Source organism: Sorangium sp. So ce295 (assembly GCF_051527405.1).
GTDB lineage: Bacteria > Myxococcota_A > Polyangia > Polyangiales > Polyangiaceae > Sorangium > Sorangium cellulosum_B.
Genome location: NZ_CP150324.1, coordinates 5,741,096 through 5,766,190, shown reverse-complemented (window position 1 = coordinate 5,766,190; position 25,095 = coordinate 5,741,096). Strand labels below are relative to the sequence as shown.

Here is a 25,095-nt window from a genome sequence, read left to right as displayed (position 1 = left end):
GCGGTCGGCGCGCGCCTCGCCCCGTCAGGACGAGGTCTCGCGCGCGACCGCCCTCTGCCGTTTCAGCTGACGAAGGCGCGCTTCCGCGTCTCATGCTCATCGAGGAGCTTCTCGACGCTCGCGAGCGCGTTTTCCACCGACTCTTGCACCATCTGCAGCACCGTCGTCGCCGAGCCCTTCAGCGCCTCGTAGTAGCGCTGCCGCTCGGTCGAGTGGATGATCGACGGAGGCAGGCCCGTGCGGAGCAGCAGCATGTTCATGAACAGCCTCGCGACCTTGCCGCTGTCGTTCGGGAACGGGTAGACCCGCAGCAGATCGTAGTGCGCGCGCGCAGCGATCCGGATGCCGTTCCGCGTCTTCCGCGTCTCGGGGTCGTTCAGCCAGTCGATGATCTGACGCACCTTGTAGGCGATCTTGTCCGGCGGAGCGTACTCGTGGAAGTAGAGCCGGTGCTGGGGGATATCCTTGCGGTATTTCACCGTCTTGAGGTCCCCCTCCTCCGGATGGAGGATCAGGTACAGCTTCTTCATGCAGTCGAGCGTGAGCGGGGCCCGCTTGTTCTCGCCCTGCTCGCGCACGTACGCGATGGCCTCCTTGTGCCGCCGGATGTCATCGTACGTCGGCTGAAGGCTCGAGTCCGTCACGAGCGGCGCCGGGCCGGCGAGGGCCGCGCGCAGCTCGTCGAACGTGTAGACCACCCCTTCGAGCGCGCTGTCGTGGTAAATCCACGACATATCGAGGCTGTCGATGTAGCGCCGCCGGAAGTCCTCCGACTGCGCGCTCAACCGCTGCTCGATGATCGCGCTGCGCTCCTCGATGGTGGCGCGCCGAGGCGGCGGCAGCATCGGCAGCGGCAGGGTGACCACCCGCGGCGCCTCCCGGAGCGGGGCGCGACCCGGACGGCGCTCGATCGACGCCCCGGCGCTCTTCCCCTTCGCCACGCCCGGCCGCGCGCTCTTCTTGTCGACGACCGGCTTGTCGCTCGTGCGTGACGGCCTGTCGCTCGTGCGCGACGGCCTGTCGCTCGCCCGGCGCGGTCGCTCGGCCTCACCCGGCTCGGCCTGCTCCCTGACGTCCTTGAGCTTCAGCTTCTCCTTGAGCTTCAGCTTCTCCTTGGGCTTCGGCTGGTCGTCGAGCCTCAGCTTCAGCTTCTTGCGGAGCTTCGTCGGCTCCGCCGCCGGCGCCGCGAGCGCCCGCTCGGAGCGCGCCGCGATCTTTCTCCGGACGAGCCTCGGCTTGGCGGCCTTGACCCGCACGAGCCTCGGCTTGGTGGCCTTGGCCCGCGCGACCTTCGTCTTCGCGGCCTTCGCCTTCCGCGCGCGCCCGGCGACCGCCCTGGTCTTCGCGGCCCTGGCCTTCGCGGCCCTCGGCTTTGCGACCCTGGCGCGGGTCACCCTGGCCTTCGTGGCCTTGGCCCTCGCCGTCTTCGCCCGCGTCGCCTTGGCCTTCGCCGCCCTCGCCTTGACCTTCGTGGCCCTGGCCTTCGCCCTGGCCTTGGTGGTCCTGAGCTTGGCGGCGGCGCGCGTCGACCTGGCCTTCGTCCTGGCCGCGGCCTTCTTCGCCTTGGAAGCGCTTGTTCGCTTCGCGGCCGCGCGGGTGGCCTTCTTCGCCCTCCCGACCGCCGTTTTCTTCCTCGCGCCCGCACGGGTTGCCCGCGCCGGTGCGCGCGCCGCCTTGCGCCGCGCCGGGGCCGCCGACTTGCGGGCGGTCGCCCGTTTTGTCGTGGTTTTCCGGCGCTTTGCCGCCTTCACGGCAGCGGTGCGTCGCGCAGCAGGACGAGAGGACGCGGCCTTCCGCTTCGGCTTGCGCGCGGCTGAGCGGGCGGCAGGCTTTGCCTTCCGCGTCCGCGCTGTCGAGGCTGCTCGCCTCGAGCTTGCCGCGCTGGCCTTGGTCGCTCTCTTCCGGTCTTTTTTCGAAGTTTTTCGGGTCTTCTTTGCCGCCATGGGCGTGCTTTCACACAATCGCTCAGGCTGCCCGCTGCCACGCTGCGGCGAGCTAACATACGATCGAAAAGGCCTAATGCCGGCCAGCAGCCTAGCAATTTGGGGATTTATCCGTCAACCAGTCCGGTGCGGAAGTGGGCAGGAAGCGACATCCCGCAGCTGGATCGTCAATGATCCAGTTGACCGGCTCTGCCAGATCGCGCGCGCGGTCCTGCCTGGCGTAGCTCGAGGCCGGGCGCGAGCGCTCCGCGACCGAGGGGCCGGCCCTCAGCTGTCGATGTTGATGCCGAGCCGCTGCCGGACGGCGAAGTATTCCTCGCTGGCCGCGTAGAGCGTGAGCTCCTTGAGCCTCTCCTTGTGGGGGAGGGCGGCGCTCGCCTCGTCGGTCGCCTTGATCATCTCCTGCGCCAGCTCGAGGTCGTTGGCGAGGAGGAAGCCCGCGCGGTCGGCCGTCAGATCGACGCCGGACACCCAGCGCTTCAGGTCGATGGCGCCGGCCTGGAGCAGCTTCGTCACGGCGCTCGCGAGCTGATCGCGCGCAGGCCCGACGAGGATGGGCTCCAGGACCGCCAGGTCCTCCATCACCGGCCCCTCCAGCTCCTTCGCGATCGGGAACGTGGGCGAGATGAGCTTGATCGCCGCGAACAGCCAGGCGCGCAGGCCGGTGCCCGTCGGCACCAGGTGCCGGAGGTACATGCCCGGGCGGTAGTAGGTGAGGTGGCGGGCCGCGATGAACGCGGCGGCCTGCGTGGGCAGGTCCATCTGGAGCGCCGCGGCGCCGAGCACGATCGCCGGGACGTGCGCGTGGAGGAACGAGACGCCGCCGCCGTCGTTCGGATCCTGGAACGTGAGCGGCGGCGCGAGGCCCAGCACACCCGCCGCGTAGTAGAGCGTCTGCGACATCGGGTAGGGGTGGCGCGAGAGATCGAGCTGGTAGGCGAGCTGGTAACCGAGCTCCTCCAGCGGCTGCCCGTTCTTCCTGAGCACGGCCGGCTCGATGACGCCGAAGACCGCGGTCAGGAGCGGATCCGCGTCGGGGTGGACGAGCGTGGTCGCCCACGCGTGGTCGTCGAGCGGCTGCTGCGCCGCCGCGGCCGTGTCGGGGCGCAGGCGCCGGAAGAAGCGCTCCTCGTCCGGCTCGGCGGCGCTGAGGCAGCAGAGCACCTGGCACAGACAGAAGGCCGCGTCGGCGCGCTTCGCCTCGGTGTACATCTTCCGGAGCAGCCGGTACGCGTCCGGCTTGTACGGGTTGCGCCGCAGGATCGGGGCCTGCGCGGCCACCGCCTTGTCCAGGTACTCCGCCGGGTTGCTCGCGTAGAGGTTCGCCAGGAGCTCGTTCCGCGCCTCGCTGTCCGGATCGAGCGTCTGCGCCGCCTCGTAGGCGTCGATCGCCTCGCTGATCCAGCCGAGCTTGTCCTTGTAGACGGCGCCCAGCCGGTCGAACGTCTCGAGCATCTTCGCCGTGTCGTTCTCCTCGGTCGCCCTGTCGAGCTCGACCTTGAGCAGGCGCTCCACCTCCTCGTGGTCACCCTTCTCGCCGCGGAGGTCGATCGCCTCCGCGAGCGCCCGGGTGAGGGACGGGTCGAGCGCCAGCACCTCGTCGTAGAACGTGGCGGCCCGGTCGAGATCGCCGAGCTGCCGCGCGCTCACGATCGCCGCCGTGTGCAGGTACTTCGCCTTCTGCCGGCTGTCGTCGATCTTGGCGGCGAGCTTGAGGACGATGTCGACGAGCTTCGACCAGTCCTTCTCCTCGCTGTAGAGCTGCATCAGCTTGGTGAGGATCTTCCGGTCGTCCGGGCGCTCGTCCAGCGCTGCCACGTAGCTCTTCGCGGCGCGCGCCCGGTCGTGGAGGTGCGCCGCCAGCAGGTCGCCGATCTCGAGCAGGAGCGCGCTCCGCTCCTCGCCGGTCACCACGTCGAGCCGCCGGTGCTTGACGCGCACGACCTCCTCCCAGTCCCCCTTGGCCTCGAAGACCCTGGAGAGCAGGGCGAGCGGGGCAGGGGACTCCGGGAGGAGATCGGCGGCGCCGTTCAGCGCGGCCACCGCGCCGTCCGGGTCGCCGGCCGCGAGCCTCGCCTCGCCGAGCCCGAGGAGCGCCTCGGCCCGATCGCGCTCCGGCAGGCCGGCGCCGAAGCGGTCCACGAGGCGGCCGTAGAGCTCCGCGGCCTCCTTCTCCCTGCCCGCGTCGAGGTTGACCCTTGCGGCCCGCGAGAGCGCCGCCGGATCGTCCGGCGCGAGCGCGAGCAGCGCCTTCACGGTGCCGATCGCCTTGCCGCTCGAGCCGCTCTTGCCGAGCGCATCGACATAGCGGAGCAGCAGCTTGAGCCCCTGCTCCTTCGGCAGGACGTCGACCCGGCTCGCCAGGAGCTCGTAGTGCCGCGCCGCCTCGAGGAAGCGGCCCGCCTCGAACGCGAGATCGCCCGAGATCATGAGCCCGAGCACGCCCGTCGGATCGAGATCGACCGCCCTCGTCGCCGCCTCCGCGGCGCGCCCGTCGTCCTTGAGGCGCTCGCGGAGGAGCAGCGCCATCTCGCCGTACAGGCGGCCCTTGGCGAGGTTGCCCTCCGCGACCTCGGCCTCGCGCGCGATGAGCTCGACGGCGCTCGTCGCGTCGCCCCGGGCGAGGTAGGCCGCGCGCAGCGCCGAGGACGCGCCCGCGTTCTGCGGCTGCGCTTCGAGGGCCATCTTGTAGCGCTCGATCGCCCCGTCCCGATCGCCCTTCTCCTCGAGCAGCTTCGCCGCGCGGATCCAGAGATCGGCCCTGCTCTCCGCGGTCTTCGCCGTCGCCGCGAGCGACTCGATCGCGCTCAGCGCCGCCGCGGCGTCGCCCGTCGCGGCCCGCACGTGCGCGAGCGACTCCAGGGCCCCGGCGTGGTGGGGATCGATCGCGAGCACCCGCTCATAGGCCTTGCGCGCGCGCTCGGGCGAGCCGACCTGATCGAGGAGCACGCGCCCCATCGCGAGCAGCAGCTCCTCCCGGCGCTTGTCGTCGGGCACGATGCCGAGCTGCCGCTCGTAGAGCGACACCACGTCCTCCCAGCGCTCGAGGGCGCGGTAGTGCCGCCCGAGCGCGGCGAGCGAGCCCTCGTGCGCGCCGTCGATCCTGAGGATCGCCTCGAGGGCCTCGGCCGCCTTCGCGTGATCGAGGAACTCCTCGTCGTGGATGCCGGCGATCCGCTCGTAGAGGTTGATCTTCTGGCGCGGCGTCGCGCTGACGTCGATCTGTCGCGCCAGGTTCTGGAGGAGCGCCGCGTAGCTGCCGGCGCGGCTGTGGATGCGATCGAGCCCGCGCAGGGCGGTCAGGCTGGCCGGATCGAGCTCGAGCGCCGCCTCGTAGCGGCGCGTCGCCTCGCCCAGGTCGCCGAGCCGGTCCTCGTAGAGCTCGGCGAGCTTGCACATCGTGTCGACGCGCTCCTCGCCCCGCAGCGCCTCCGCGCGCCGCTCGAGGATCCTGGCGTAGCCCGCGTGATCCTCGGCGCGCCGGTAGATCCTGAGCAGCGCCTCGCACGTCCTCGTGTGCCCGGGGTCCTCGGTGAAGATCTGCTCGTAGAGGTCACGCGCGCGGCCCGCGTCGCTCAGCTTCGTCTCGAGGAGCTCGGCCGCCGCGGCGCGGAGGTCGCGCGCCTCCCCCGGGGTCGCGGCGCGATCGGCCCGCGAGAGCAGCACCTGGACGAGCTCCTGCCACTGCTGGGCGCGGCGGTAGACCTGCGAGAGCCCCTCCAGCGCCTCCTCGTTCGCGGGGTCGAGCCCGAGCACGAACTGGAAGCACGGGATCCCGAGGTCCGCCCGCGCGATCTTCTCCGCATACCAGGGCCCGAGCCGGTTGAAGAGCGCGAGCTTCGCCTCGGCCGGCATCGCCTCGTCGGTGCTCGCCTGGCTCAGGATCTGCAGCGCCTCGGACCAGACCTTCATGTCGTTGCCCGCCGCGCGCTCCAGGTCGACGGCGTACGCGTCCTGCTCCGGATCCTGGGCGAGCGCCTGGGCGAAGGCGAACACCCCCTGGTCCTTGTCGTCGAGCTCCCGCACGTACAGGTGCCCGATCTCGTTGAGCGCCCGGGCGCGCTCGCCGGCGGTCTCGGCGCGCTCGCTCCGCTGGAGGAGCATCTCCACGAGCTCCTCGTGCTTGCCCAGCGCCTTGCGGAGCTCCTCGAGCGCGCTGAAGGCGATGTCGTCGCCCGGGGCGAGCTCGAGGAGGCGCAGGTAGACCGCCTCCGCCTTGTCGTGCAGCCGCCCCTTCTCGTAGATCCTGGCCGCCCGGAAGTGCAGGAGCTTCTTCGCCGCGACGGCCTGGTCGTCGCTCTGGCCTGGCGCCGAGCCCGCGTCGATCTGCTCCGAGGCCATCACGAGCGCCTCGGCCACGCGCCCCGGGTCCGCTCCCCGATCGACGGCCGCCTCGACGGCGAGCGCGAGCTCGGTGTCCGTGGGGCTCGCGACGAGCCGATCGATGAGGTCGTTCAGCTGCGCGCCCTCGATCGCCGACTCCTGCTGCTGCGGCTTGCCCAGCGGCTCGATCGCGTCGAGCACCGCGCGCGTCCCCCTCGGCCGGGCGTCCTGCGCTTTCGCGAGCAGGCGCCCCGAGAGCTCGTCGATGTCCTTGCCCACCCAGCCGCGCGGCGCGACCGCGCTCGGCGGCGGCGGCGGCTCGATGAGGTGGGCGACGGCGATGTCGACCGCGGCGGCGCCCGAGAACACGGGCTTGCCCGTGAGGAGCTCGAAGAGCAGCGCGCCGAAGGCGTAGAGATCGCTCGCGGGGCCGACGCTCTCGCCGCGCAGCTGCTCGGGGCTGGCCGCCTCGACGAGCTCCGGGCTGGACCACCCGGCGCCGAGCCGATCGCCGCCGACGTCGACGAGGATCGGGAGCGGCTCCCCGTCCTCGCCGCGGGCCACGACGACGTTCTCGAGCTTGAGCGCGCCGTGGACGAGGCGCTGCTCGTGGAGCGCGGCGAGCCCGCCGAGGATCCCGCGGAGCAGCGGCTTCGCCTCGTTGATGTGGAGCGGCCCCGAGCGCGCGAGGCGCGCCGAGAGCGGCAACCCGTCGACGTGCGCGTACGCCACGAACGCCCGGCCGCCCACGATCCCCGCGTCGATGCCGCTCGCCAGGTTCTCGTGGTGCACCTGCGCGGCCAGGCGGACGTGGGTGAGGTACCTGCGCACCGCCCGGCTGTCCCGGGTCGCCTCGCGCCGGAGCACCTTGAGCGTCCGCGGCTCGGTCCCCCGGGTCGCCGCGTAGACGAGGCCCCGGGGGCCCTCGCCGATTTTTCTCGTGACGATGTAGTCGCCGAACGCCTCGCCGGGCCCGATCTCCTCGGGCAGGCCGAGCCCATGGACGCCGAGGGCGCGGACGCGCGCGTCGACCTCTGCGCGTGAGGCGATGACGGCATCGATCAACGCATCGATGGCGTCGCGCTCGACGCAATGATCCGTGAGGGCGCGCGCGAAGGAGGCCTTGGAGGCGCTGCCCCCGATCTCGGCCGGGCTGAAGCCGAGGAGGTCGGACGACAGGGCCATCAGTTCATCGAGCGAAAAGAGGCGCTCGAGCTCGCCTCGGACGATATCAATCGACATGGGACTCCTCGGGCCGAGCCCTCGTGCCGGCGTTGCGCGCGCAGCGGACCTGCCGGACGGCGGGGGACGTGGGTCATGCTAGCGAAGCTTGGGGCTCCATGCGACATCCGACGAGCGCCTGTTTTGCAGGGGGATCCGGCCGCGCGCGGCGCGACGGCGGCGCTCGACGTGGGCGCAATCGACGTCGATCGACGTGGCGTGCGGGGCCCTGCTCACCGCGCCTGCCCCGCCGGGAGGCCGGGTAACCGGGTAAAAGATAACGCGGAGTTGCAGGAACCCTGGAGGAAAGTTGACAGGAGCGCGGAGGACGTGCGAGCGGATGTCTGTGCGTCGAATAGCCCAGTTCCTGGAGCGGACCCTCCCCATCGCGGTGCTCATCGTCGCCGTCGTGGGCGCACCGATCATGATCTTCTCGCCGCAGGGGCTGCCCCGCCTGCGGGAGCTCGAGAGAGAGCTCGCCGACGTCGAGGAGGAGAATGCCGAGCTCGGGCGGCAAATCGAGGCGCTCCGCGGCAAGGTGGCGCGCCTGCGCGACGATCCGACCGCCGTGGAGAGGATCGCGCGCGACAACCTGGGTCTCGTGCGGCAGAGCGAGGTGGTCTTTCAGTTCTCCCGCTGAGGACTCCGGGTCTCTCGGTCCTCCCCTGGCCTGCTGTCCTATCGGCCACACGGCTCCGCCGCGGAGGCGCTCGGCGCCAGGACGTGAGCCAGCGCTCGGCGCGAGCCCATGAGCTCGCCTGGCTCTCTCCCTCGCCCAGCGCGCGCCACCCGGCCGCCTGGGGTGGTGAGGGAGCGGGCCCGCTGGCCGCTCGCCGCCCGTCCAGAAGGAGCAGCGTCCGTCGTGATCGGATGCGGGGCGCTGCACGCTGGCAGCGTCCTTTCTGGTATTGTGCAGCGAGTGTCGCTAGACCTGGGCCGCCTCCTCATCGCCGCCGGCGCCGTCTCCAAGGCTGAGGTCGAAGCCGCCCTCTTCGTGGCGGTCCTGCGGGGCATCCCGTTCCCTCGCGCCCTGATCGACCGCGCCGCCCTCAGCGAGCGCGCCCTGGAGGAGGAGCTCGATCGCAACGGCGGCCTCGCGCTCCGGCAGGTCGTCGGCGCCCGCGATCTCGTCGCGCGCTTGCCGCGCGCCATGTGCCGCCGCCTCGGCGCCGTCCCGATCCGCATCGATCCCGGCGTCGGCACCATCGACGTCGCGGCGGCCGATCCGCTCGATCGCCACATCGCCGACGAGTTCAGCTTCCACCTCGGCGCGCCGGTGCGCATCTTTCGCGCGCCGATCACGGCGATCGAGGAGGCCATCCGCGCCCTCGATCTCGACGAGCGGGAGCAGGTCCCCGCCCGCGCGCGGCGCGCGACCCCGGCGTTTCCGCACGGCGCGCCCCAGTCGACCATCCCGCCGCCGCCGTCGTCCGAGGTGCCCATCCCGCTGATCCGTCGCTCCTCGGTCCCGTCGTTCGACGAGGCGAGCCTGGTCGATGCGCCGAGCGGCAAGCATGGCCACCGCGGAGCGGCGCAGAACGGTCACGCTCAGCGCGCGGACACGCCGGCGGCGCACGAGGACGCGATCCTGCCGCTCCGCCAAGCCAAGGCGGCCCCCGGCGCGCGCGGCTCTCCCTCGAGCGCACGCCGCTCAGCGGACGCCGAACGCGGCGCCGGCGGGAGGGCGACCGGGCGTCAGGCGGCCCTGCGCGCGCCGGCGGTCGAGCCGCCGGCCGTCTCCTTTCCGCCGCCGCCCGTGGAGATCTCGCCGCCCTTCAAGCTGCTCGCCTCGATCCTGCCCCAGGCCTCGCCCGGCCCCGACCGCGCGCCGGACAGCGCCGGGCGGGAGCCGGCCCCCTCGACGCGGCGCCTCGGCCGGCTGCCGCTCGACGCGCCCTCCGGCCTCGCGCCGCGCTCGCGCCGCCGCTCCGTCGATGCGGAGGCCCCGTCGCCTGGAAGCGGCAGGGCTCGCCCGGAGAGCGCCGCGCCGCCGTCGAGCAGGCGCTCCGGGCGGCTCCCGGCGCTGCCCCCCGCGCCCGAGCCGGAGCTCGGCGATCCTCTCGACGACGATCCGCCGCCGCAGCCCTTCGTCGATCTGAGCGACGTCATCGACGCGCTGTACCTCGCGCGCACGCGCGACGACGTCATCCGGCTCGCGCTCCGGGGGCTGCGGCTGTTCGCCGGGCGTGTCGCCATCTTCGCCGCGCACCGCGGGGTCTTTCGTGGGTTCGCGTGCAACGCGGAGTTCGGCGACCAGGAGGCGCTGCGCAAGCTCTCCCTCCCGATGGATCAGCCGAGCGTGCTCGCCACGGCCGTGGCGACCCACCTCTACGTCGGCCCGATCCCCGGCACCCCCACCCACGCGCCGCTGCTCGACGTCATGGTCAACCCGAGCCTCGACGTCGCCGCCGTCGCCGTGCAGGTCGTCGGCCGGCCCGCGATGATCCTGGTCGCCGATCGGATCCTCGACACCTCGAGCGGCTCGCGCCGGATGGTCGAGCTCGCGCGCGCCGTCGGCGAGGCCTTCAGCCGGATCCTGTCGGCGCGCGGGTGAGCGCCCGCCGTCCTCCCGCGCGACGAGCGCTGCGCGCCGTCCCGACGCTGCCCTGAAGGATCGCGCCGCGCTCGGCGCCCGCGGAGGTGCCCGCGCGCCGTCGGCTGCCGCGGCGCTCGCAGCTGCGCCCGCGCTCGCCGCGTTGCAGCCGTCGCGTTGCATGCGTGCGTTCCGCGCCTTTCATCGGCGCAACGGAGGCAGGAGGATCCTGATGCCGCCCTGGTGCAAGTACGCGTCGCCCGATCTCAAGATGTGTTGTTTTCCAGTGTGTCTGTCCGACGTGATCTGTTCGCTTCGCGTGTTACGGGAATTTTCTCGTACCAAGGGAACCGTGTCCGCTCTCTTCGAAATTTTTTACAACCCTGAACCCTTTTTATGAACGGCGGTCAGATTTGGCTATCCGACTGAGGGTCAAATCGGGTTAAGGCATTTGGGTCTCATCGAGTTCGCGTGGACAGCGTGATTCGCCTCCCCCGAAAGGAGCTCCAAATGCATCCTGCAAAGACGCACGAGAGCAATGTGATCGCCCGTAAGCTCGTTCTGGTGATCGCTGGTTTGACCGCTGCCGCGGCCGGTTGCTCGGCAGACGTCGGCGGCGCCGACACCGAGGAAATTGGCACGAATCAGCTGGGATTTGAGCGATTCGAGCGGACGGTGTTCCGGGAGCCGGACACCGGCATCTACATTGTTAACGGGGACACGCCGGTCGTAGATATCAAGCATCTGCGCGAGTTCTGGGAGGCGCATGTGCGCGGTGGTGCGCTGATCGTCAACCAGGAAGGCGGGGAAGACGTCATCTGGACGGCGGAGCAGCGGCACAACCTCTCGTACTGCGTGAGCACGAGATTCGGGGACAAGTACGAGGAGGTCGTGACGGCGATGGCGGATGCCGTCAAGGCATGGGAGGACGTCGCGGACGTCGACTTCATCCATGTCGAATCTGCCGACTCGCGCTGCACCTCGAGCACCAGCGAGGTCCTGTTCGACGTGAACCCCGTCAGCGCCGGCGGCCAGTACCTGGCGCGCGCCTTCTTCCCCGGCCAGTCGAGGTACTCGCGGAACGTGCTGATCGACAGGACCGCTTTCGACAGCACGCGGCCCACGATCACCGGCATTCTCCGCCACGAGCTCGGCCACACCCTTGGCTTCCGTCACGAGCACACCCGTCCTGAGTCGGGCACCTGCTTCGAGGACGACAACTGGCGTTCCCTCACCGAGTACGACGGCGCGTCCGTCATGCACTATCCCCAGTGCAACGGCACAGGCGACAGCACGCTCGTCCTCACGGAGAAGGACGTCGCGGGCGTCCGGTCGCTCTATGGCACGTCGAGCGGAGACGGCGGAGACGGCGGAGACGGCGGAGGCGGCGGGGAGCCGCCGACCGGGGAGCCGCCGGCCGGGGAGCCGACCACCGAGAACTTCAGCGGCCGCGTCGCCCGGGGAGCCTTCGATGCGGTCGGGCCCGCCGAGGGGTTCGAGGTCGTGGCCGGGACGACCCTCACCGTCGTCATGACCGGGACCGGAGACCCCGATCTCTTCGTGAAGTTCGGTGATGCGCCGACGGCGAGAGCGTTCGATTGCCGGCCCTACCTCAGCGACGCCAACGAGACCTGCACGCTCGATGTGCCCCAGGGCCAGACGAGGGCCTTCGTCAAGGTGCACGGCTTCACGGCCTCGACCTACGACATCGAGGTGCGCTACTCCGCGCCGAAGGCGCCCGGAGGCGAGCCCGGAGGTGAGCCCGGAGGCGGCGGCACCGAGACGTCGACGAGCTTCGACGGCAGCGTCTCGCGGCGCGAGACGGCGTCCCACGGGCCAATCTCGGTGGTCCCGGGCACGACCTTCCGGGCCGTGATGAGCGGCAGCGGGGATCCCGATCTCTACGTGCGGTTCGGCGAGCAGCCCACCCTGAGCGCCTTCGACTGCCGGCCTTACCTCGACGGCGCGGATGAGACGTGCGAGCTGACGGTCCCGGAAGGGCAGTCGGAGGCCTTCCTCCTCGTGCAGGGGTACGCGGAGAGCACGTACGCGGTGAAGGTCGACTACACGACGCCGTGACGCGGCGGACCCTCGGCCCGCAAAGGCGGAGAGGGCGCCAGACGCAACCTGCGTAGAAGAGGTCGACGCGGCGGAGAGGCACCGAGGTGCACGGGATCAACCCCACTCTCCGCCGCGCGTCGTTCTTCCATCATGCTCGCTTCGCCTCTCATGGACTGACCGGCCCGCGCGGGCGGCGCGAACGCCGCCGACGCGGGCGCGGGCGCAGGCAACCGCGCGCGGGGGGGAACGAAGCGGCGGGCGGGCGGCGGGCGGCGGTGATGCGAGCCTGCAGCGCGAGGCGCCTGCGAGGAAGTCGACCCCCGCGCCCCGGTGAATGATAGGCTGCTGGCCCGGATCCTCTCCTGGCGCCGCCGCTTGCCCATGCCGAACGAGACCCCTCACGCCCTTCGCTTCACCTGGCTGTTGGCCGCGCTGCTCGTGGAGTCCGTCACGCTCGCCGGATGCATCGGAGAGCCCTTTCAGTTCGGCAGCAGCGGCGGCGGCGAACCGATCGGCGGTGGCGGCAGCGAACCGATCGGCGGCGGCGGCGGCGAGCCGATCGGCGGCGGGGGCGCCGGGGGAGGGACCGGCGGCGGAGGGCCGCCGCCCGTGCCGGTGACATGGCCGGACTCGCCGACCACGCGCTGCTCGAACGGGACCACCGTGCTCGAGGCGTGCCCAGGGCCCTCGGCGCCCTTCTTCGGACAGGACGGGAACTACGAGATCGCCGTCCCCTCCTACACAGAAGCCGACGGCGCGGTGGAAGACTCGGTGACCGGGCTCACCTGGGAAAAGGTGGTGGAGAACGGGATGTTCACGCTGGTCGGCGCGCAGGAGCACTGCGCGGCGCTCAGCGCTCAGGGCATCGGCGGCCTCTCGGACTGGCGCCTGCCGACGCGGCTCGAGCTCGTCTCCATCCTGGATTTCGGCCATGCCACGGCGTTTCCCGATATCTTCTTCACGTCCACCCAGGACAGCTTCTACTGGTCCGCGACCGACGTCGCCGCGGACAGCTCGTTCGCCTGGGGGGTGCTGGCCAGCGATGCGTCCCTCGGCTTCTTCCCGAAGGACGACACGGCCGCCGCGCGGGCGCTGTGCGTCGGAGGTGTGAAGGGGATCGCGCCGGCCGATCTCTCGCCCGGCGAGGACTGGGTGCTCGATCGCTCGACGGGGCTCGTCTGGCAGCGCCACGCCTCCCAGACCCGGTTCATCTGGAGCGACGCGCTCGCGCACTGCCAAGACCTCGGCCTCGCCGCGAAGAGCGACTGGCGGCTGCCGAGCGCGAAGGAGCTGCTCTCGATCGTCGATGATCGGCGGTCCGGGCCGGCGATCGACCTGGCGGCCTTCCCGGGGACGCCGTCCGACGTCTTCTGGTCGTCGACGCCCGCCATCGGCAGCGCGGAGAAGGCCGTCCTCGTCAACTTCACGAACGGCGCATCGCAGGACCACACGGTCCGCGATCGGCGGCTCGTGCGCTGCGTTCGCTCCGACGACGGGTGAGCGCCGCTCAGGCGCCGAGGGGCGGGGCCGATGGCGGATGGCATGCGCCGCCGCCGCCCCCCCGCTGCCCGCGATGAGCCCAGGCCGCGGCGGCGGCTCAGCCCCCGGGCTTGACGAACTTCAGGACGAAGCGGTCGCTCGTGCCCCGCTTGTCGCCAGCCACCATCGGCGAGGCGTTCCAGTCGCGCGTGTCCGCGGGGCTCCGGAGGAAGGTCGCCTCGGCCGCGAGCCGGAAGCCCGCCCGCTCGATCTCCTCGCGCACGATCTTCTCCTCGATGCGGTGGAGCGTCTTCACCTCGGTGACGCCCGTCCCGGCGCGCCCGGCATGATCGACGATCGCGAACACGCCGCCGGGCTTGAGCGCGCGGAAGACCGCGCGGTTCATCGCGGCCCGGCCCGCCTCCATCCACACCGTGTCGTGGTAGAAGAGCACGAGGAAGACGGCGTCGAGATCCCGCGCCTCGGGCGGCAACGGGTCGTCGAGCTCGCGATCGACCCGGACCACCGACTTCATCACGGGCTTCCTGAGCCGCTCGCTCCACGGCTTCTCGGCGAAGCGCTCGAGGACGAAGCGGTTGTTCTGCGCATAGACGACCCCTCCCGGCCCGACCGCCCGCGCCAGGAGCTCGGCCGAGTAGCCGCCCCCCGCCGCGAGCTCCGCGACCTTCATCCCCGGCTGAATGCCGAAGAATGCGAGCGTCTCCGCAGGCTTACGGCCGGCGTCGAGCGCCCGGTCGGCGTCCGCGCGATCGGCGGCATCGACGACGGCGCGCAGGGCAGCAGGCACCTCGACCGAGGCGACCGATAGCGGCGCCGGGGCGACCGCGTCGCCCGGGGCGGGGGCCGCGGCAGCGGGCGGCGCGTCGGGCTGAGCCGGCGGCGCGGCCGTCGGAGGCGGCGGAGCTGCGGGCGGCGAGGCGCTACACCCGGCGAGCGCGGTCAGGGCGAGGACGAGGAGAACGTGAGGGCGTCGCATGCCGCGCTGCTAACCGAGCGGACCGAGCGCCGCAAGCGATGCGGCTCACGGGGGGGCCGCGGCCGGCGCGGTGGCGGGGGCGGTGCCCGCGGCCGGCGCGGCACCTGCGGTAGAGCCCGCGGCCGGCGCAGCGCCCTCGGCGGGGCTCGCGGGAGAAGGAGCTCTTCGCAGGGGCAACAGCGCGGCGTGCACGGCGGCGGTGATCTGCGGCTGCACTGCCCGAACGGCGCGCTGCACGGCCGCGGGGGAGGCTGCGCTCGGTCCGCCGCGGCCGACGCGCACGCTGGCGACCGCGATCCCCGCCAGCGCTGCGCAGGCGATCGCCGCCGCGAGCAGGCGCTGCCGCGTCGCCCCGGCCGGCGGCAGGACCGCGCCCGGCGCCGAGGAAGGCGGCCGCGCCTCGTCGCGCGGCCTCGGCGTCAAGGAGACCGCCCCCCTCAGGCTCGACGCCTGGAGCGGCTCGAGCGAGCTCTCCTCGACGGACGCCGGCGCCACGGCGTGGAACCCGCCGCTCACCGGGGCGCTCGACGGCGCCGGGAGCGCCGCGTCGATGCCATCGAGCGCATCGAGCGCCTCGGCCTCACCACCGAGCACCTGCGACGCTGGGCCGGGGCGTCGCGTCGCGCGCAGGGTGAAGGGGCTGTCCGCGTCGGCGCGCGTCAGCTCGCCCCCCTCCAGGTCGTCTTCGTCCTCGGGGAGCTCGGGCGTGTGGGGGCCCGGCGGACGCGACTCCGGCGACTCCTTCAGCGCGGCGCTCACGAGCGCCCCGAGGTCCTCCGGCGTGCCGATCTCGTGGCCTGCCTCGCGCAGCGCCTCGATCGCCTCCAGCATCGCGCGCGCGTCGGGGAAGCGGTCGTCCCGGCGCGGCGCGAGCGCGCGCGCGAGGATCGCCTCCAGCGCGGGGCTCACCTCGGGGCGCAGCTCGCTCGCCCGCAACATCTGCCCCTCGCGCGCCGCCGCCATCCGCGAGGCGGCGCTGCTCCCGGGGAAGGGCCGCGTCCCGGTGAGCATCTGGAACAGGACCACCCCGAGGGCGAACACGTCGGCGCGCGCGTCGACGCGCTCGCCGTCGAACTGCTCGGGCGGCATGTAGCTCGGCTTCCCGACCAGGTCGCGCCTGGCGGTGTCCCCCACGTCGCCCCGCGTGGCGATCGCCACGCCGAAGTCCGCGATCTTCACGACGCCGCTCAGCGAGATGAGCACGTTTCCAGGGCTCACGTCGCGGTGCACCATCAGCCGCCCCTCGGCGGCCGAGCGCTCGTGCGCGTAGCCCAGCCCCTCGAGCACCTGGGCGGCGACGAAGAGCGCGATCGGCACCGGGACGGACTCCCCGCGCGCCCAGAGCCCCTTGCAGAGCCGCCCGAGATCCGTCCCGGACACGAGCTCGAGCACGAGGTAGAAGTCGCCCGCGTCGTCGACGCCGAAGTCGAGCACCTCATCGATGTTGGGGTGCTTGAGGCGGGTCATCATGCTCGCCTCAGCGATGAAGAGCTGCCTGAGATCGTCGCTGCCGGCGTGCATCGGGACGATTCGCTTGATGGCGACCGGGACCTCCTCGCCGTCCGGCCCGAGCGCGACCGCGCGAAACACCTCGCCCATCCCGCCGCGCGCCATCCGCGGTCCAATGGCGTAACGCCCCAGAACAACCCCCCTCGATGGCGCGCTCTCCACGGTGCCCCGACTCTAGATTGCACCGAGGGGCGGGGTAAAGGGGCGACAGCGCTCAATCTCCAGAGACGCTGCGGTCGATTGCAGAAATCGACTCGTGGTGTTCCCCTCTGCGCCGAAACATGGCTGTCACATCGCCAGCGCGGGCGGCGGCGACACGTCCACGACGAGCGCCCATCGCGAGCGTGGCAGGGCTCAGGGGCGCAGAGCGAGGTGGATGTCGCTGGATCTGCGTGGGCCGGGTACCCGTCCGCTCAGGACATGACGCGTGGCGCGCCGCTGCGAGCGCCCGGAGACGCTCGGCGCCGGGCTCACGCCTGGTGGAGCAAGATCGCGAGGAGCCCGAGCGACGCGCGCTTGCGCTTCGCGTCGATGCTCTCCGTGGCGCCGACGCAGAGCGGACAGCCGGCCTCGTCGCAGCGGCAGCCGGCGATGAGCTGCCGCGTGCGCGCGAGGAGCTCGTCGCGCTGCTCGTAGATGCGCTCGGAGAGCCCGACGCCGCCTGGCACGTTGTCGAACAGGAACAGCGTCGGATCGAAGACCCCGGCCGCCTCTCCGCCGGCCGGGACCTCCCGCGCCTCGCTCCCGTCCTCGAGCGTCTGGCCGATATCGCGCGGATCGCACATGAGCGAGAGCGTCGCGACCGTCTCCAGCGCCCGCGCGATCCCGCGCAGGCCGTCGATGGCGGTCGCGCGGCCGAGGCCGAGCTCCTCGCAGAGCGGCTCGGGCACGGTGAGCCAGAACGAGGTCGTGTGCATCTGGATGTCGGGCAACCGCACGTCGCCGTATCCCGTGTTCTCGTGCGTGTAGAACTTGATCTTCTTGTACCCGACCACCTTCTCCACGATGCTCACCTCGCCGAAGGCGGCGGTCGCCCGGCCGAGCGGGGCGGCCGCGCTCTCGTCGAGGATGCTCACCTTCCGGTGGGTGAGCGCGGTCGTGAAATAGTCGGGGACGACCTTCGTCACGAAGGCCTTGTGGTTCTCGTAATCGAGCCGCTCGACCTGGTACTGCTCTCCGTCGTGCTGGTAGATGGCCTGTTCGTGGAGCATCGTCGGCGCCGCGCGCCAGTCGAGCTCCGCGAGCGTCTTGCCAAGGGCCTTGTCGATGATGACGAAGTTGTCCCAGCCCACCGAGCGCAGGCTCACGTGGTTCGCCGGATACGCGTCGGTCGCCCAGTGGAAGCGATCGTTCGACTCGTGCACGACCCCGTTGTCCTGCAGGAAGCGGAGCGCCGCCACGGTGTCGTCCGGCGGCATCGCCGCGTAGGGCTCCCCCTTGAGGAACGGCAGCTCGAACGCCGCGCACTTGAGGTGCTGCACGAGGATCTCGGTGTTCTGCGGATCGATCCGGGCCGACTCGGCCCCGCGCTCCAGCAGGTAACCCGGGTTCCTCGCGAGGTACTGGTCGAGCGCCGCGCTGGTGGCGCACAGGACCGCGATGCTCGTCTTGCCGCGCCGGCCCGCGCGGCCGAAGCGCTGCCACGTCTCGGCGACCGACCCGGGGTAGCCGGCGCAGATCACCGCGTCGAGCTCGCCGATGTCGATGCCGAGCTCGAGGGCGTTCGTGGCCACGACGCACAGGATCTCGCCCTCGCGCAGCCCCCGCTCGACCCGCCGGCGCGTCTCCGGGAGGTAGCCGCCGCGGTACGCCATGATCGCGTCCTCCGCCCCGATCTCCTTGCCGACGCCCTCGCGCAGGTACTTCAGCATGATCTCGACCGAGTTGCGCGACTGGCCGAACACCAGCGTCGGCACGCGGGCGCGGGCGAGATCCCCGGCGAGGCGCACCGCGCTCTTCAGGGTGCTGGCGCGCACCCCGAGCTCCGCGTTCACCACCGGCGGGTTGTACAGGAAGAAGCGCCGCGGCCCCCGCGGGGCGCCTGACTCGTCGATGAGCTCGAGCTCGTCCTCGGCGATGCCCAGCAGGCGCGCGGCGTGCGCCCGCGGGTTGCCGATCGTCGCCGTCGCGCATAGGAAGGTCGGGCTCGATCCGTGGAACGCGGCGACCCGGCGCAGCCGGGCGAGGACGTGGGCGACGTGCGACCCGAACACGCCGCGGTAGGTGTGGAGCTCGTCCAGCACGACGTAGCGCAGGCGCTGGAATGTCCGCGCCCAGTGCGCGTGGTGCGGCAGGATCCCCGCGTGGAGCATGTCGGGGTTGGTCATCACGATGGGGCTGCGCTCGCGCGCCGCCCGCCGGGCGTCGCCCGGCGTGTCCCCGTCGTACACGATCGCCGGGATCGTGAGCCCCGCCTCGCGGATGAGGGCGTGCAGGCCGGCCTCCTGATCCCGGGCGAGCGCCTTGGTGGGGTACAGGTAGATCGCGCTGCCGCCCTGGCCCGACGCGGCGCCCTCGGCGAGCGCGTCGAGCACCGGGAGATGGAAGCAGAGGCTCTTGCCGCTGGCGGTGGGCGTCGCGACGACCACGTGCCGCCCCGCCCGCGCCGGCTCCGCCGCGGCGCTCGGGCCTGCCGGCGTCGCGCGGGCCGCCGCGAAGGCCCGCGCCTGGTGGTCGTAGAGCCGATCGATGCCGCGCCGCTCCAGGGCGCCACGGAGCGCCGGCGAGAGCGCGTCGGGCATCGGCGCGGTGCGCGCGTCGGCCGGCGGAAGCTCGCGATCCGCGGTGAAACAAGGGCGGACATAGCCGGAGGCAAGCCACGACGAGATGACGGTCTCGACGCCGGTCTCGATCTTCCAGGGGGGCGACGGCATGACGCAGGTATACTAAACAGATGCGCCGTGTCACTCAACCGGATCGGGCGCGACGCACACGTCGGCCGCCGTGGCGCGGCGCTGGCCTGCGCGGCCGGGATCTCGGAGGCGGCGCGCGGGTGAGGGGAGGGCGGCGCGCCGCGGGTGAGGGGAGGACGGCGCGCGGGTGAAGGGCCGGCGCGGCAGGCGCGGCGGATCGGCGCGGCAGGCGGGCGTGGCGGGCCGGCGCGGAACGCGGTCGCGGCGGGCTGCCGCGGCAGGCGGGCGTACAGCGGAGAGGGGGCATCTCCCGTCCTCGAACGAGATCCGGTGTCTTGGGCTCTCCTGTGGTCCAGTTGCCGCACGCGACGCACACGGGGGCTCCGGCGAATGGCTCGTTTGCGCGCAACGGATGGGAAGCGCGGATACGGCGCGTGAGGCGATGTCTCAGTGTCGTCGTGATTCCTTCTGCACCGACGGACGCAGGGCGGCGCCTCTCGCGTGCGCGCTCAGGCGCCGCCCCGAGGCCGTCGGCCCTGGTGTGCTGGTTGCCTGAGGACGAGCCGATCGACGACGGAGATCCGGAGTCGATGATCCCATCCGCTCTCTCACCCGCCTTCTCCGGGCGACCTCTCGTCCGGGGCTGGCAACGAGGTGTCGCACATGAAAAACGCAGTGTTCTTGACGCTCTTCGGCGCGTCGCTGGCGGGGTGCGCCGCGTACGCTCCAAGCTTCGGCGAGCGGCTCGGCGCGTCGGAGGCGATGATTCGAGCCGCCGAGGAGGTCGGAGCCGACGAGGAGCCGCGGGCGGAAGCCCACCTCCGCCTCGCCCGGGAGCAGGTGCAGCGGGCGACGCGGCTGTCGGAAGGCGGCGTGCCCGACCGGGCGCAGCGCATGCTCCTGCGCGCGCAGGCGGACGCGGAGCTCGCGCTCGCCCTCACGCGCGAGGCGCAGGCTCAGGCCCGCACGCACGAGGCGCTCGAGGAGGTCGGATCCATCCAGCGGCAGCTCCGCTAGGGCTCGCCGAGAGGAGGCGCGGAATCATGCGAACCAATCACGGGACAGTGGCCATTCTGCTCGTCGGCGGTCTCCTGGGGTGCGCGAGCGCCCCGCTCCCGCCGAAGGAGCTCATCGAGGCGAGGAAGAGCTACGAGCGCGCCCGGGCGAGCGCGGCGGCAGAGCTCGCGCCCGCGGACCTGCGCGGCGCCACCGAGGCGATGGAGCGCGCGGAGCGGGCGTTCGCCGGGGGGAGCGAGCTCGCCGAGGCGAGGGATCTCGCGTACCTCGCGGGGCGCCGGGCGCAGCTGGCCGAGTCGCTGGGGCGCGCGGCGGCCACGGAGCGGCAGCGCGGCGCGGCCCTCCAGGCGTACGGTGAGGTGCACCTCGCGCTGCGAAGGAGGGGGGCACCGGCGGTCGACCCGGCCGGTCCGACCGATCCTCCCGGACGGGAAAAGGCGCCGGTGCGACCGCGCGCCCCGGAGCGTCCGGTGGTGATCCTGAACCAGCGGTGAACCGGCGCGGCGATCGGCGGAGGAGGCGCGGGCGAGCGCGGAAGACGGAACCGGAAGGCGCGAGGGGGAAAGCGGACGAACAGACGAACGGACGAACGGACGAACGGAAGAGCAGAAGACGACCGCCGCCGGGCATCGCTCTGCTCGCGGCTGTTTGCTCCGTGCCACGCCATCGCGTAGAAGCGAAGACGATGTCCTCGGACGCACCGCAAGCGTCGCCCGTCGCGCACCTTCCCGACGACCTCCCCAGCGAGGAGCGCGCCTCGCTCCGCTTCTTGGCCGTCGTGGCGCTCGTCTCGTGCGCCGCCGACCTGGTGACGAAGGGGTGGGCGCACGCGCGCCTCGCCGGGTTCGACCCGAAGCGGTCGGGCGCGAAGGTCCTCACGATCATCCCGGACCACCTCGATTTCATCTTCGCGCAGAACCCCGGCGGCGCCTGGAGCTTCCTGCGCGGCCTCCCGGACGGCCTGCGGCGGCCGTTCTTCCTGTTCGTCTCCGCCGCGGCGATGGTCTTCATCTTCTCGATCTACCGGCGCGTCCACAGGGACCAGACGGGGATGAAGTGGGGGCTCGCGCTGGCGCTCGGCGGCGCGATGGGCAACCTGGTCGACCGGATCCGCTACGGCTGGGTCATCGACTTCATCGACGTGTACGTGATCCGCGGAGGCCGGGAGTTTCACTGGCCGACGTTCAACGTGGCCGACATCGCGATCGTCGCGGGGGTCATCCTGATGTCCAAGGACATGATCGTCGCGACCCGCAGCGCGAGCGCGCCGTCTCCAGACACTCGCGGCGCCTCGGAGGGCCCGGCGGGCGGCGACCCCACACCTCCGCTATCGACGGAAGCGCCTCCGCCTGTGCCGCCGGCCAGCTGAAGGACGCGAGCGGGCGGCTCGGCCGGAGCAGACGGCGCGCGGCGCGGTGCCCGGGGGTGGCGCGGCGCGGCGCGCCCAAGTCACGCACGTCACGTGACACGCGCAAGGCGTGAAAGACGCGCGCGGCGGCGCCTGCGGAGGGAAGCCTTTGCCGGAGCGCTCGGTTTGTCGTAGAGGAACGCGCTCCGCATGACTGAAGACGCGACGCCGCGAGACGCTCCCGTTGAGACCGAAGGTGCCCACGCGGAGTCGCATCGCTCCGCGCCCGTGAATGCGCCGGCCGGCGAGCCGCCGGCCTCCGCCGGGGAACGCGACAACGAGGGGCGCGGCTCCTCGCAGGAGGGGGACGCCGACGACGTGGTCGCGCCGACGAAGCCCGCCTACCGGCCGTCGTACGTGTTCCTGATCGTCGTCGCGGCCATCACCCTGGCCGCCGATCTCGGCACGAAGTGGTGGGCCAAGGACCGGCTGGAGCCGCAGGCGCTCACGGACCTCACCGCCGCGCGGCCGCTCTCGTTCCGGAAGATCGAGGTGATCAAGGATCACCTGAACATGATCTTCGCGAAGAACCACGGCGGGGCGTGGGGCATCCTGGGCGACGAGAGCGAGGCGATCCGCCGCCCGTTCTTCCTGGTGGTCTCGCTCGCGGCGATCGTCTTCATCGTCTCGCTGTACCGCAAGCTCCACCCCTCCCAGATCGCGCTCAGGTGGGGGCTGCCGCTCGTGCTCGGCGGTGCGCTCGGGAACCTGGTCGACCGCATCCGTTACGGGTACGTCATCGACTTCATCCAGGTCCGGCTCACCTCGACGTTCGTGTGGCCGACGTTCAACGTGGCCGACATCGCGATCGTCGTCGGCGTCGGGCTGATGGCGATCGACATGTTCTCCCCCCACCGCCCCGAGCTCAAGGCGTCCGGCGCGAAGGCGTCCGCGGGCTGATCATGCGGCCCGAGCTGTTCCGCCTGCTCGACGTCGCGTTCCCTGCCTACTTCCTTCTGCTGCTGACCGGCTTCCTCTTCGCGACGGCCATCGGCGCGCTGTGGGCGCGGCGGATCGGCGAGAACCCGGATGTGATCGTCGACCTGGGGCTCGCCTGCCTGCTCGCGGGCGTCGTCGGCGGCAGGCTCCTCCACGTCGTCGCCGACGGATACTTCTGGGATTACGTGCACCTCTGCACCGACCCGTCGCTTGTCGACTGGAAGGTCGAGCAGGCGCTCTGCGCGTCGCGGTACCACGGCGTGTGGGACGCGGCGAAGGGGGTATGCCACCCGATCGAGCGCGATTGCCTGGCGTGGGCGAAGTTCTGGGCCGGCGGCCTGACGTACTACGGCGGCTTCGTGGGCGCGTCGGCGATGGCGTACTGGCTGCTCAAGCGCGATCGGTTCCCGTTCTGGAAGGCAGCGGACATGGCGGGCTTCGCCGTCCCGCTCGGCCTCGGGTTCGGCCGGATGGGCTGCCTGCTCGCCGGCTGCTGCTTCGGCCTGCGCACCGACGGGGCGTTCGGGCTCTCGTTCCCGCCGAACAGCCCCGCGAGCGAGGCGCAGTTCAAGCTTCTCGAGCTCACGAGCCCGCGCCTGCCGTCACACCCGGTGCACCCGACGCAGATCTACGAGTCGGCGATGTCGTTCGCCATCGCGGCGATCTGCCTGCTCTACGTGCACGGGCGCAAGCGGTACGACGGGCAGGTCTTCGCGACGTTCCTCGGCCTCTACGCGCTCGGGCGCTTCGTGCTCGAGTTCGCGCGCGCCGACGACCGCGGGGGCTTCGTCGGCCTGTCCACGTCGCAGCTCATCGGGCTCGCGATGGCCGGCGCCGCGGTCGCGATCCACGTGGCGCGGAGCCGGAAGGCAGCGCCCGCGGCGGCCGCGCCCGCCGCCTGACCTGCGCCGCGGCGGAGGACGGCGCGCGGAAGGAGCAGCGCAGCGGTCTGCTGTGCGCCACGCCGCGGCGGAGGATGGCGCGTGAAGGAGCCTGCGCCGCGGCGGAGGACGGCGCGCGGAAGGAGCAGCGCAGCGGTCTGCTGTGCGCCACGCCGCGGCGGAGGACGGCGCGCGAAGGAGCAGCGCAGCGCTCTGCCGTGCGGCGCGCCGCGGCGGAGGACGGCGCGCAGCCGACGCCGCGCAGGAGGCCCGGCCGGCGCCGCGCCGCCCGTCAGCCCTTGGTGACTTCCTTCTCCTTGCGCGCCTTGTACGCCGCGCGCTGGGCGTCGGTCGGCGGCTTGCCGAAGAGGTACGCGAGGCCGATCGAGAGCACGTAGAGCAGGCACATCGGCACGGCCATGACGAGCTGGCTCGTGATGTCCGGCGGCGTCAGGACGGCGGCGAGAATGAAGGCGCCGAACACGAACCAGCGGCCGAACAGGATGAGCTGGAGGTAGTTGACGATGCCGGCGATGGAGAGAAAGAGCACGATGAGCGGGATCTCGAAGATGATCCCGAAGCCGAGCAGGAGCTGGGCGACGAAGTCGAGGTAGTCGCCCATCATCACGGTCGGCGTGATCGTCACCCCGTCGCCGCCGACCGTGCCGGCCAGGCTGAGGAAGTAACCGAACGAGATCGGGAAGGCCGCTCGCCAGCCGAACCAGCCGCCGCCGACGAACAGGATCGTCGAGAACAGGACGAACGGGATGACGTACCGCTTCTCTTTGGCGTAGAGGCCGGGCGCGACGAACGACCACAGCTGGTAGAAGATGAACGGCGAGGCCATCGCCGCGCCGCCGATCATCGACAGCTTGAAGTAAGCGACGAACGCGGCCGCGGGCGCGCCGAAGTGGAGCGAGGGGTTGCCCGACAGGTTCTGCTCGCGCCACGCCTGCACGAACGGGACGGTCAGGAAGTGCAAGAGCTCCTCGCGCACCTCCCACCCCACGACGCAGGCCGCGAAGAAGACAAGGATGCTCCGGACGAGCCGCTTTCTCAGCTCGTCGAGGTGCTCCCAGAACGACATCGGCTTGTCTTCGCCCGGATCCTCCGCGGCGTCGCTCGGCGCGCCCTCCGCGCCCGGGGAGCCGCTCTTCACCGCCGCCGCCTGCTCCTGGCTCATGACGTCGCTCCGTTTCCGGTCGCCACGCCCTGCGTCGCCGCGGCGGTCTGTGCGGTCGCGGTCGCTGTCGCCGCGGTGGTCTGTGCGGTCGCGGTCGCTGTCGCCGCGGTGGTCTCTGCGGCCACGGGCGTTGTCGCCGCGACGATCTCTGCTGTCGCGGGCGCTGTCGCCGCGGCGGTCTCTGCGGCCACGGGCGCAGTCGACGCGGCGGACTCGACGCCGACCGTGGCGTCCGCCTCGTTCGCGGTCTCCGTGGGGGTCGCGCTCTCTGGTGTGGCCGGCAGGCCGGCGGCGCCGTCCAGGGCCGCGTCCAGCGTCACTCCGTAGGCGTCACAGCCGAGGACGGGGTACTCGCGCTCGCGGGGCGGGTTCACGACGGGCGGCGGCGGCTCGGGATCCGGCGGCCTCACGCGCGGCGTGGACGAGGCGATCGCACCGGCGGTCACGGCGCCGACGACGGGGTTCACCAGCGTCTCGATCACATTGACCCGCGACAGGGCGCGGAGCTCGCGGAGCTCACGCTCGAGCCCCTCCTGGCGGATCAGATCGTCGATGCCGCTCTGCGTCCGGAGATCCGTGCTCAAGCGGCGGAGCTTGGCGATCCAGCTCCCCGCCGACCGCATCATGGCAGGCAACCGCCGGGGACCGACCACGATGATGCCCACGATGGCGAGCACCATGATTTCGCCGAAGCTGAAGCCGAACACGCGCGCAAGCTAGCGCGCGTGGGAGCAGGGATCCATAGCGAC

General features: G+C 72.0%; 17 protein-coding genes. 10 read left to right on the top strand and 7 right to left on the bottom strand.

Annotated features, from left to right (window positions below; translation table 11 throughout):
• Positions 1-62: 62 nt before the first annotated feature.
• On the bottom strand, positions 63-1,256 hold the full coding sequence (locus tag WMF11_RS21785; protein ID WP_437978770.1) for a Fic family protein: 1,194 nt from the start codon (positions 1,254-1,256) through the stop codon (positions 63-65).
• On the opposite strand from WMF11_RS21785, the gene WMF11_RS21780 reads away from it, so the two are divergent.
• Positions 1,237-2,274, top strand: a complete 1,038-nt coding sequence (locus WMF11_RS21780) for a hypothetical protein (RefSeq protein ID WP_437910432.1) — start codon at positions 1,237-1,239, stop codon at positions 2,272-2,274. The genes WMF11_RS21785 and WMF11_RS21780 overlap by 20 nt on opposite strands.
• Here WMF11_RS21780 and WMF11_RS21775 read toward each other — a convergent pair.
• Positions 2,211-7,508 carry a protein kinase domain-containing protein gene (locus WMF11_RS21775; protein WP_437978769.1) on the bottom strand — a complete coding sequence of 1,766 codons (5,298 nt, stop codon included), beginning with the start codon at positions 7,506-7,508 and terminating at the stop codon, positions 2,211-2,213. The genes WMF11_RS21780 and WMF11_RS21775 overlap by 64 nt on opposite strands.
• Before the next feature lie 319 nt (positions 7,509-7,827).
• Between WMF11_RS21775 and WMF11_RS21770 the strand changes: the two genes are divergently transcribed.
• The 4 genes from WMF11_RS21770 to WMF11_RS21755 all read left to right on the top strand — a co-directional run bounded on the left by WMF11_RS21770 (position 7,828) and on the right by WMF11_RS21755 (position 13,581).
• Positions 7,828-8,127 (top strand): FtsB family cell division protein, encoded by a 300-nt coding sequence (locus WMF11_RS21770; protein ID WP_437300928.1) that lies wholly within the window; start codon positions 7,828-7,830, stop codon positions 8,125-8,127.
• Between the two features lie 279 nt (positions 8,128-8,406).
• Positions 8,407-10,041: a hypothetical protein gene (locus WMF11_RS21765; protein WP_437910430.1), complete on the top strand. Its 1,635-nt coding sequence runs from the start codon at positions 8,407-8,409 to the stop codon at positions 10,039-10,041.
• A 489-nt stretch (positions 10,042-10,530) separates the two neighbouring features.
• On the top strand, positions 10,531-12,099 hold the full coding sequence (locus WMF11_RS21760) for a pre-peptidase C-terminal domain-containing protein (RefSeq protein ID WP_437978768.1): 1,569 nt from the start codon (positions 10,531-10,533) through the stop codon (positions 12,097-12,099).
• Between the two features lie 312 nt (positions 12,100-12,411).
• The gene (locus WMF11_RS21755; protein WP_437978767.1) at positions 12,412-13,581 is read left to right on the top strand and encodes a DUF1566 domain-containing protein; all 1,170 of its coding nucleotides are present in this window, start codon (positions 12,412-12,414) and stop codon (positions 13,579-13,581) included.
• Between the two features lie 97 nt (positions 13,582-13,678).
• On the opposite strand, the gene WMF11_RS21750 is transcribed toward WMF11_RS21755, so the two are convergent.
• From WMF11_RS21750 to WMF11_RS21740, 3 genes are all read right to left on the bottom strand, one after another.
• Positions 13,679-14,557 (bottom strand): class I SAM-dependent methyltransferase, encoded by an 879-nt coding sequence (locus tag WMF11_RS21750; protein WP_437978766.1) that lies wholly within the window; start codon positions 14,555-14,557, stop codon positions 13,679-13,681.
• A 45-nt stretch (positions 14,558-14,602) separates the two neighbouring features.
• Entirely contained in the window at positions 14,603-16,171 is a 1,569-nt protein-coding gene (locus WMF11_RS21745) for a serine/threonine-protein kinase (protein WP_437978765.1), read from the bottom strand.
• 365 nt (positions 16,172-16,536) lie between these two features.
• Entirely contained in the window at positions 16,537-18,939 is a 2,403-nt protein-coding gene (locus tag WMF11_RS21740; protein ID WP_437978764.1) for a DEAD/DEAH box helicase, read from the bottom strand.
• A gap of 642 nt (positions 18,940-19,581) precedes the next feature.
• On the opposite strand from WMF11_RS21740, the gene WMF11_RS21735 reads away from it, so the two are divergent.
• From WMF11_RS21735 to WMF11_RS21715, 5 genes are all read left to right on the top strand, one after another.
• Positions 19,582-19,935 (top strand): DUF4398 domain-containing protein, encoded by a 354-nt coding sequence (locus tag WMF11_RS21735; RefSeq protein ID WP_437554450.1) that lies wholly within the window; start codon positions 19,582-19,584, stop codon positions 19,933-19,935.
• A 26-nt stretch (positions 19,936-19,961) separates the two neighbouring features.
• A complete protein-coding gene (locus WMF11_RS21730; RefSeq protein ID WP_437910423.1) occupies positions 19,962-20,429 on the top strand; it encodes a DUF4398 domain-containing protein in 468 nt (155 codons plus the stop codon).
• Between the two features lie 191 nt (positions 20,430-20,620).
• Entirely contained in the window at positions 20,621-21,304 is a 684-nt protein-coding gene (lspA, locus tag WMF11_RS21725; protein WP_437554446.1) for a signal peptidase II, read from the top strand.
• Positions 21,305-21,571: 267 nt separating this feature from the next.
• Positions 21,572-22,243 (top strand): signal peptidase II, encoded by a 672-nt coding sequence (lspA, locus tag WMF11_RS21720; RefSeq protein WP_437978763.1) that lies wholly within the window; start codon positions 21,572-21,574, stop codon positions 22,241-22,243.
• 2 nt (positions 22,244-22,245) lie between these two features.
• Positions 22,246-23,184: a prolipoprotein diacylglyceryl transferase gene (locus WMF11_RS21715; RefSeq protein ID WP_437910421.1), complete on the top strand. Its 939-nt coding sequence runs from the start codon at positions 22,246-22,248 to the stop codon at positions 23,182-23,184.
• A gap of 271 nt (positions 23,185-23,455) precedes the next feature.
• Here WMF11_RS21715 and tatC read toward each other — a convergent pair whose 3' ends face one another.
• On the bottom strand, positions 23,456-24,346 hold the full coding sequence (gene tatC / locus WMF11_RS21710; protein ID WP_437910420.1) for a twin-arginine translocase subunit TatC: 891 nt from the start codon (positions 24,344-24,346) through the stop codon (positions 23,456-23,458).
• The gene (gene tatB, locus WMF11_RS21705) at positions 24,343-25,053 is read right to left on the bottom strand and encodes a Sec-independent protein translocase protein TatB (RefSeq protein WP_437978762.1); all 711 of its coding nucleotides are present in this window, start codon (positions 25,051-25,053) and stop codon (positions 24,343-24,345) included. Before tatB ends, tatC begins: the two co-directional genes overlap by 4 nt.
• Between the last annotated feature and the right edge of the window lie 42 nt (positions 25,054-25,095).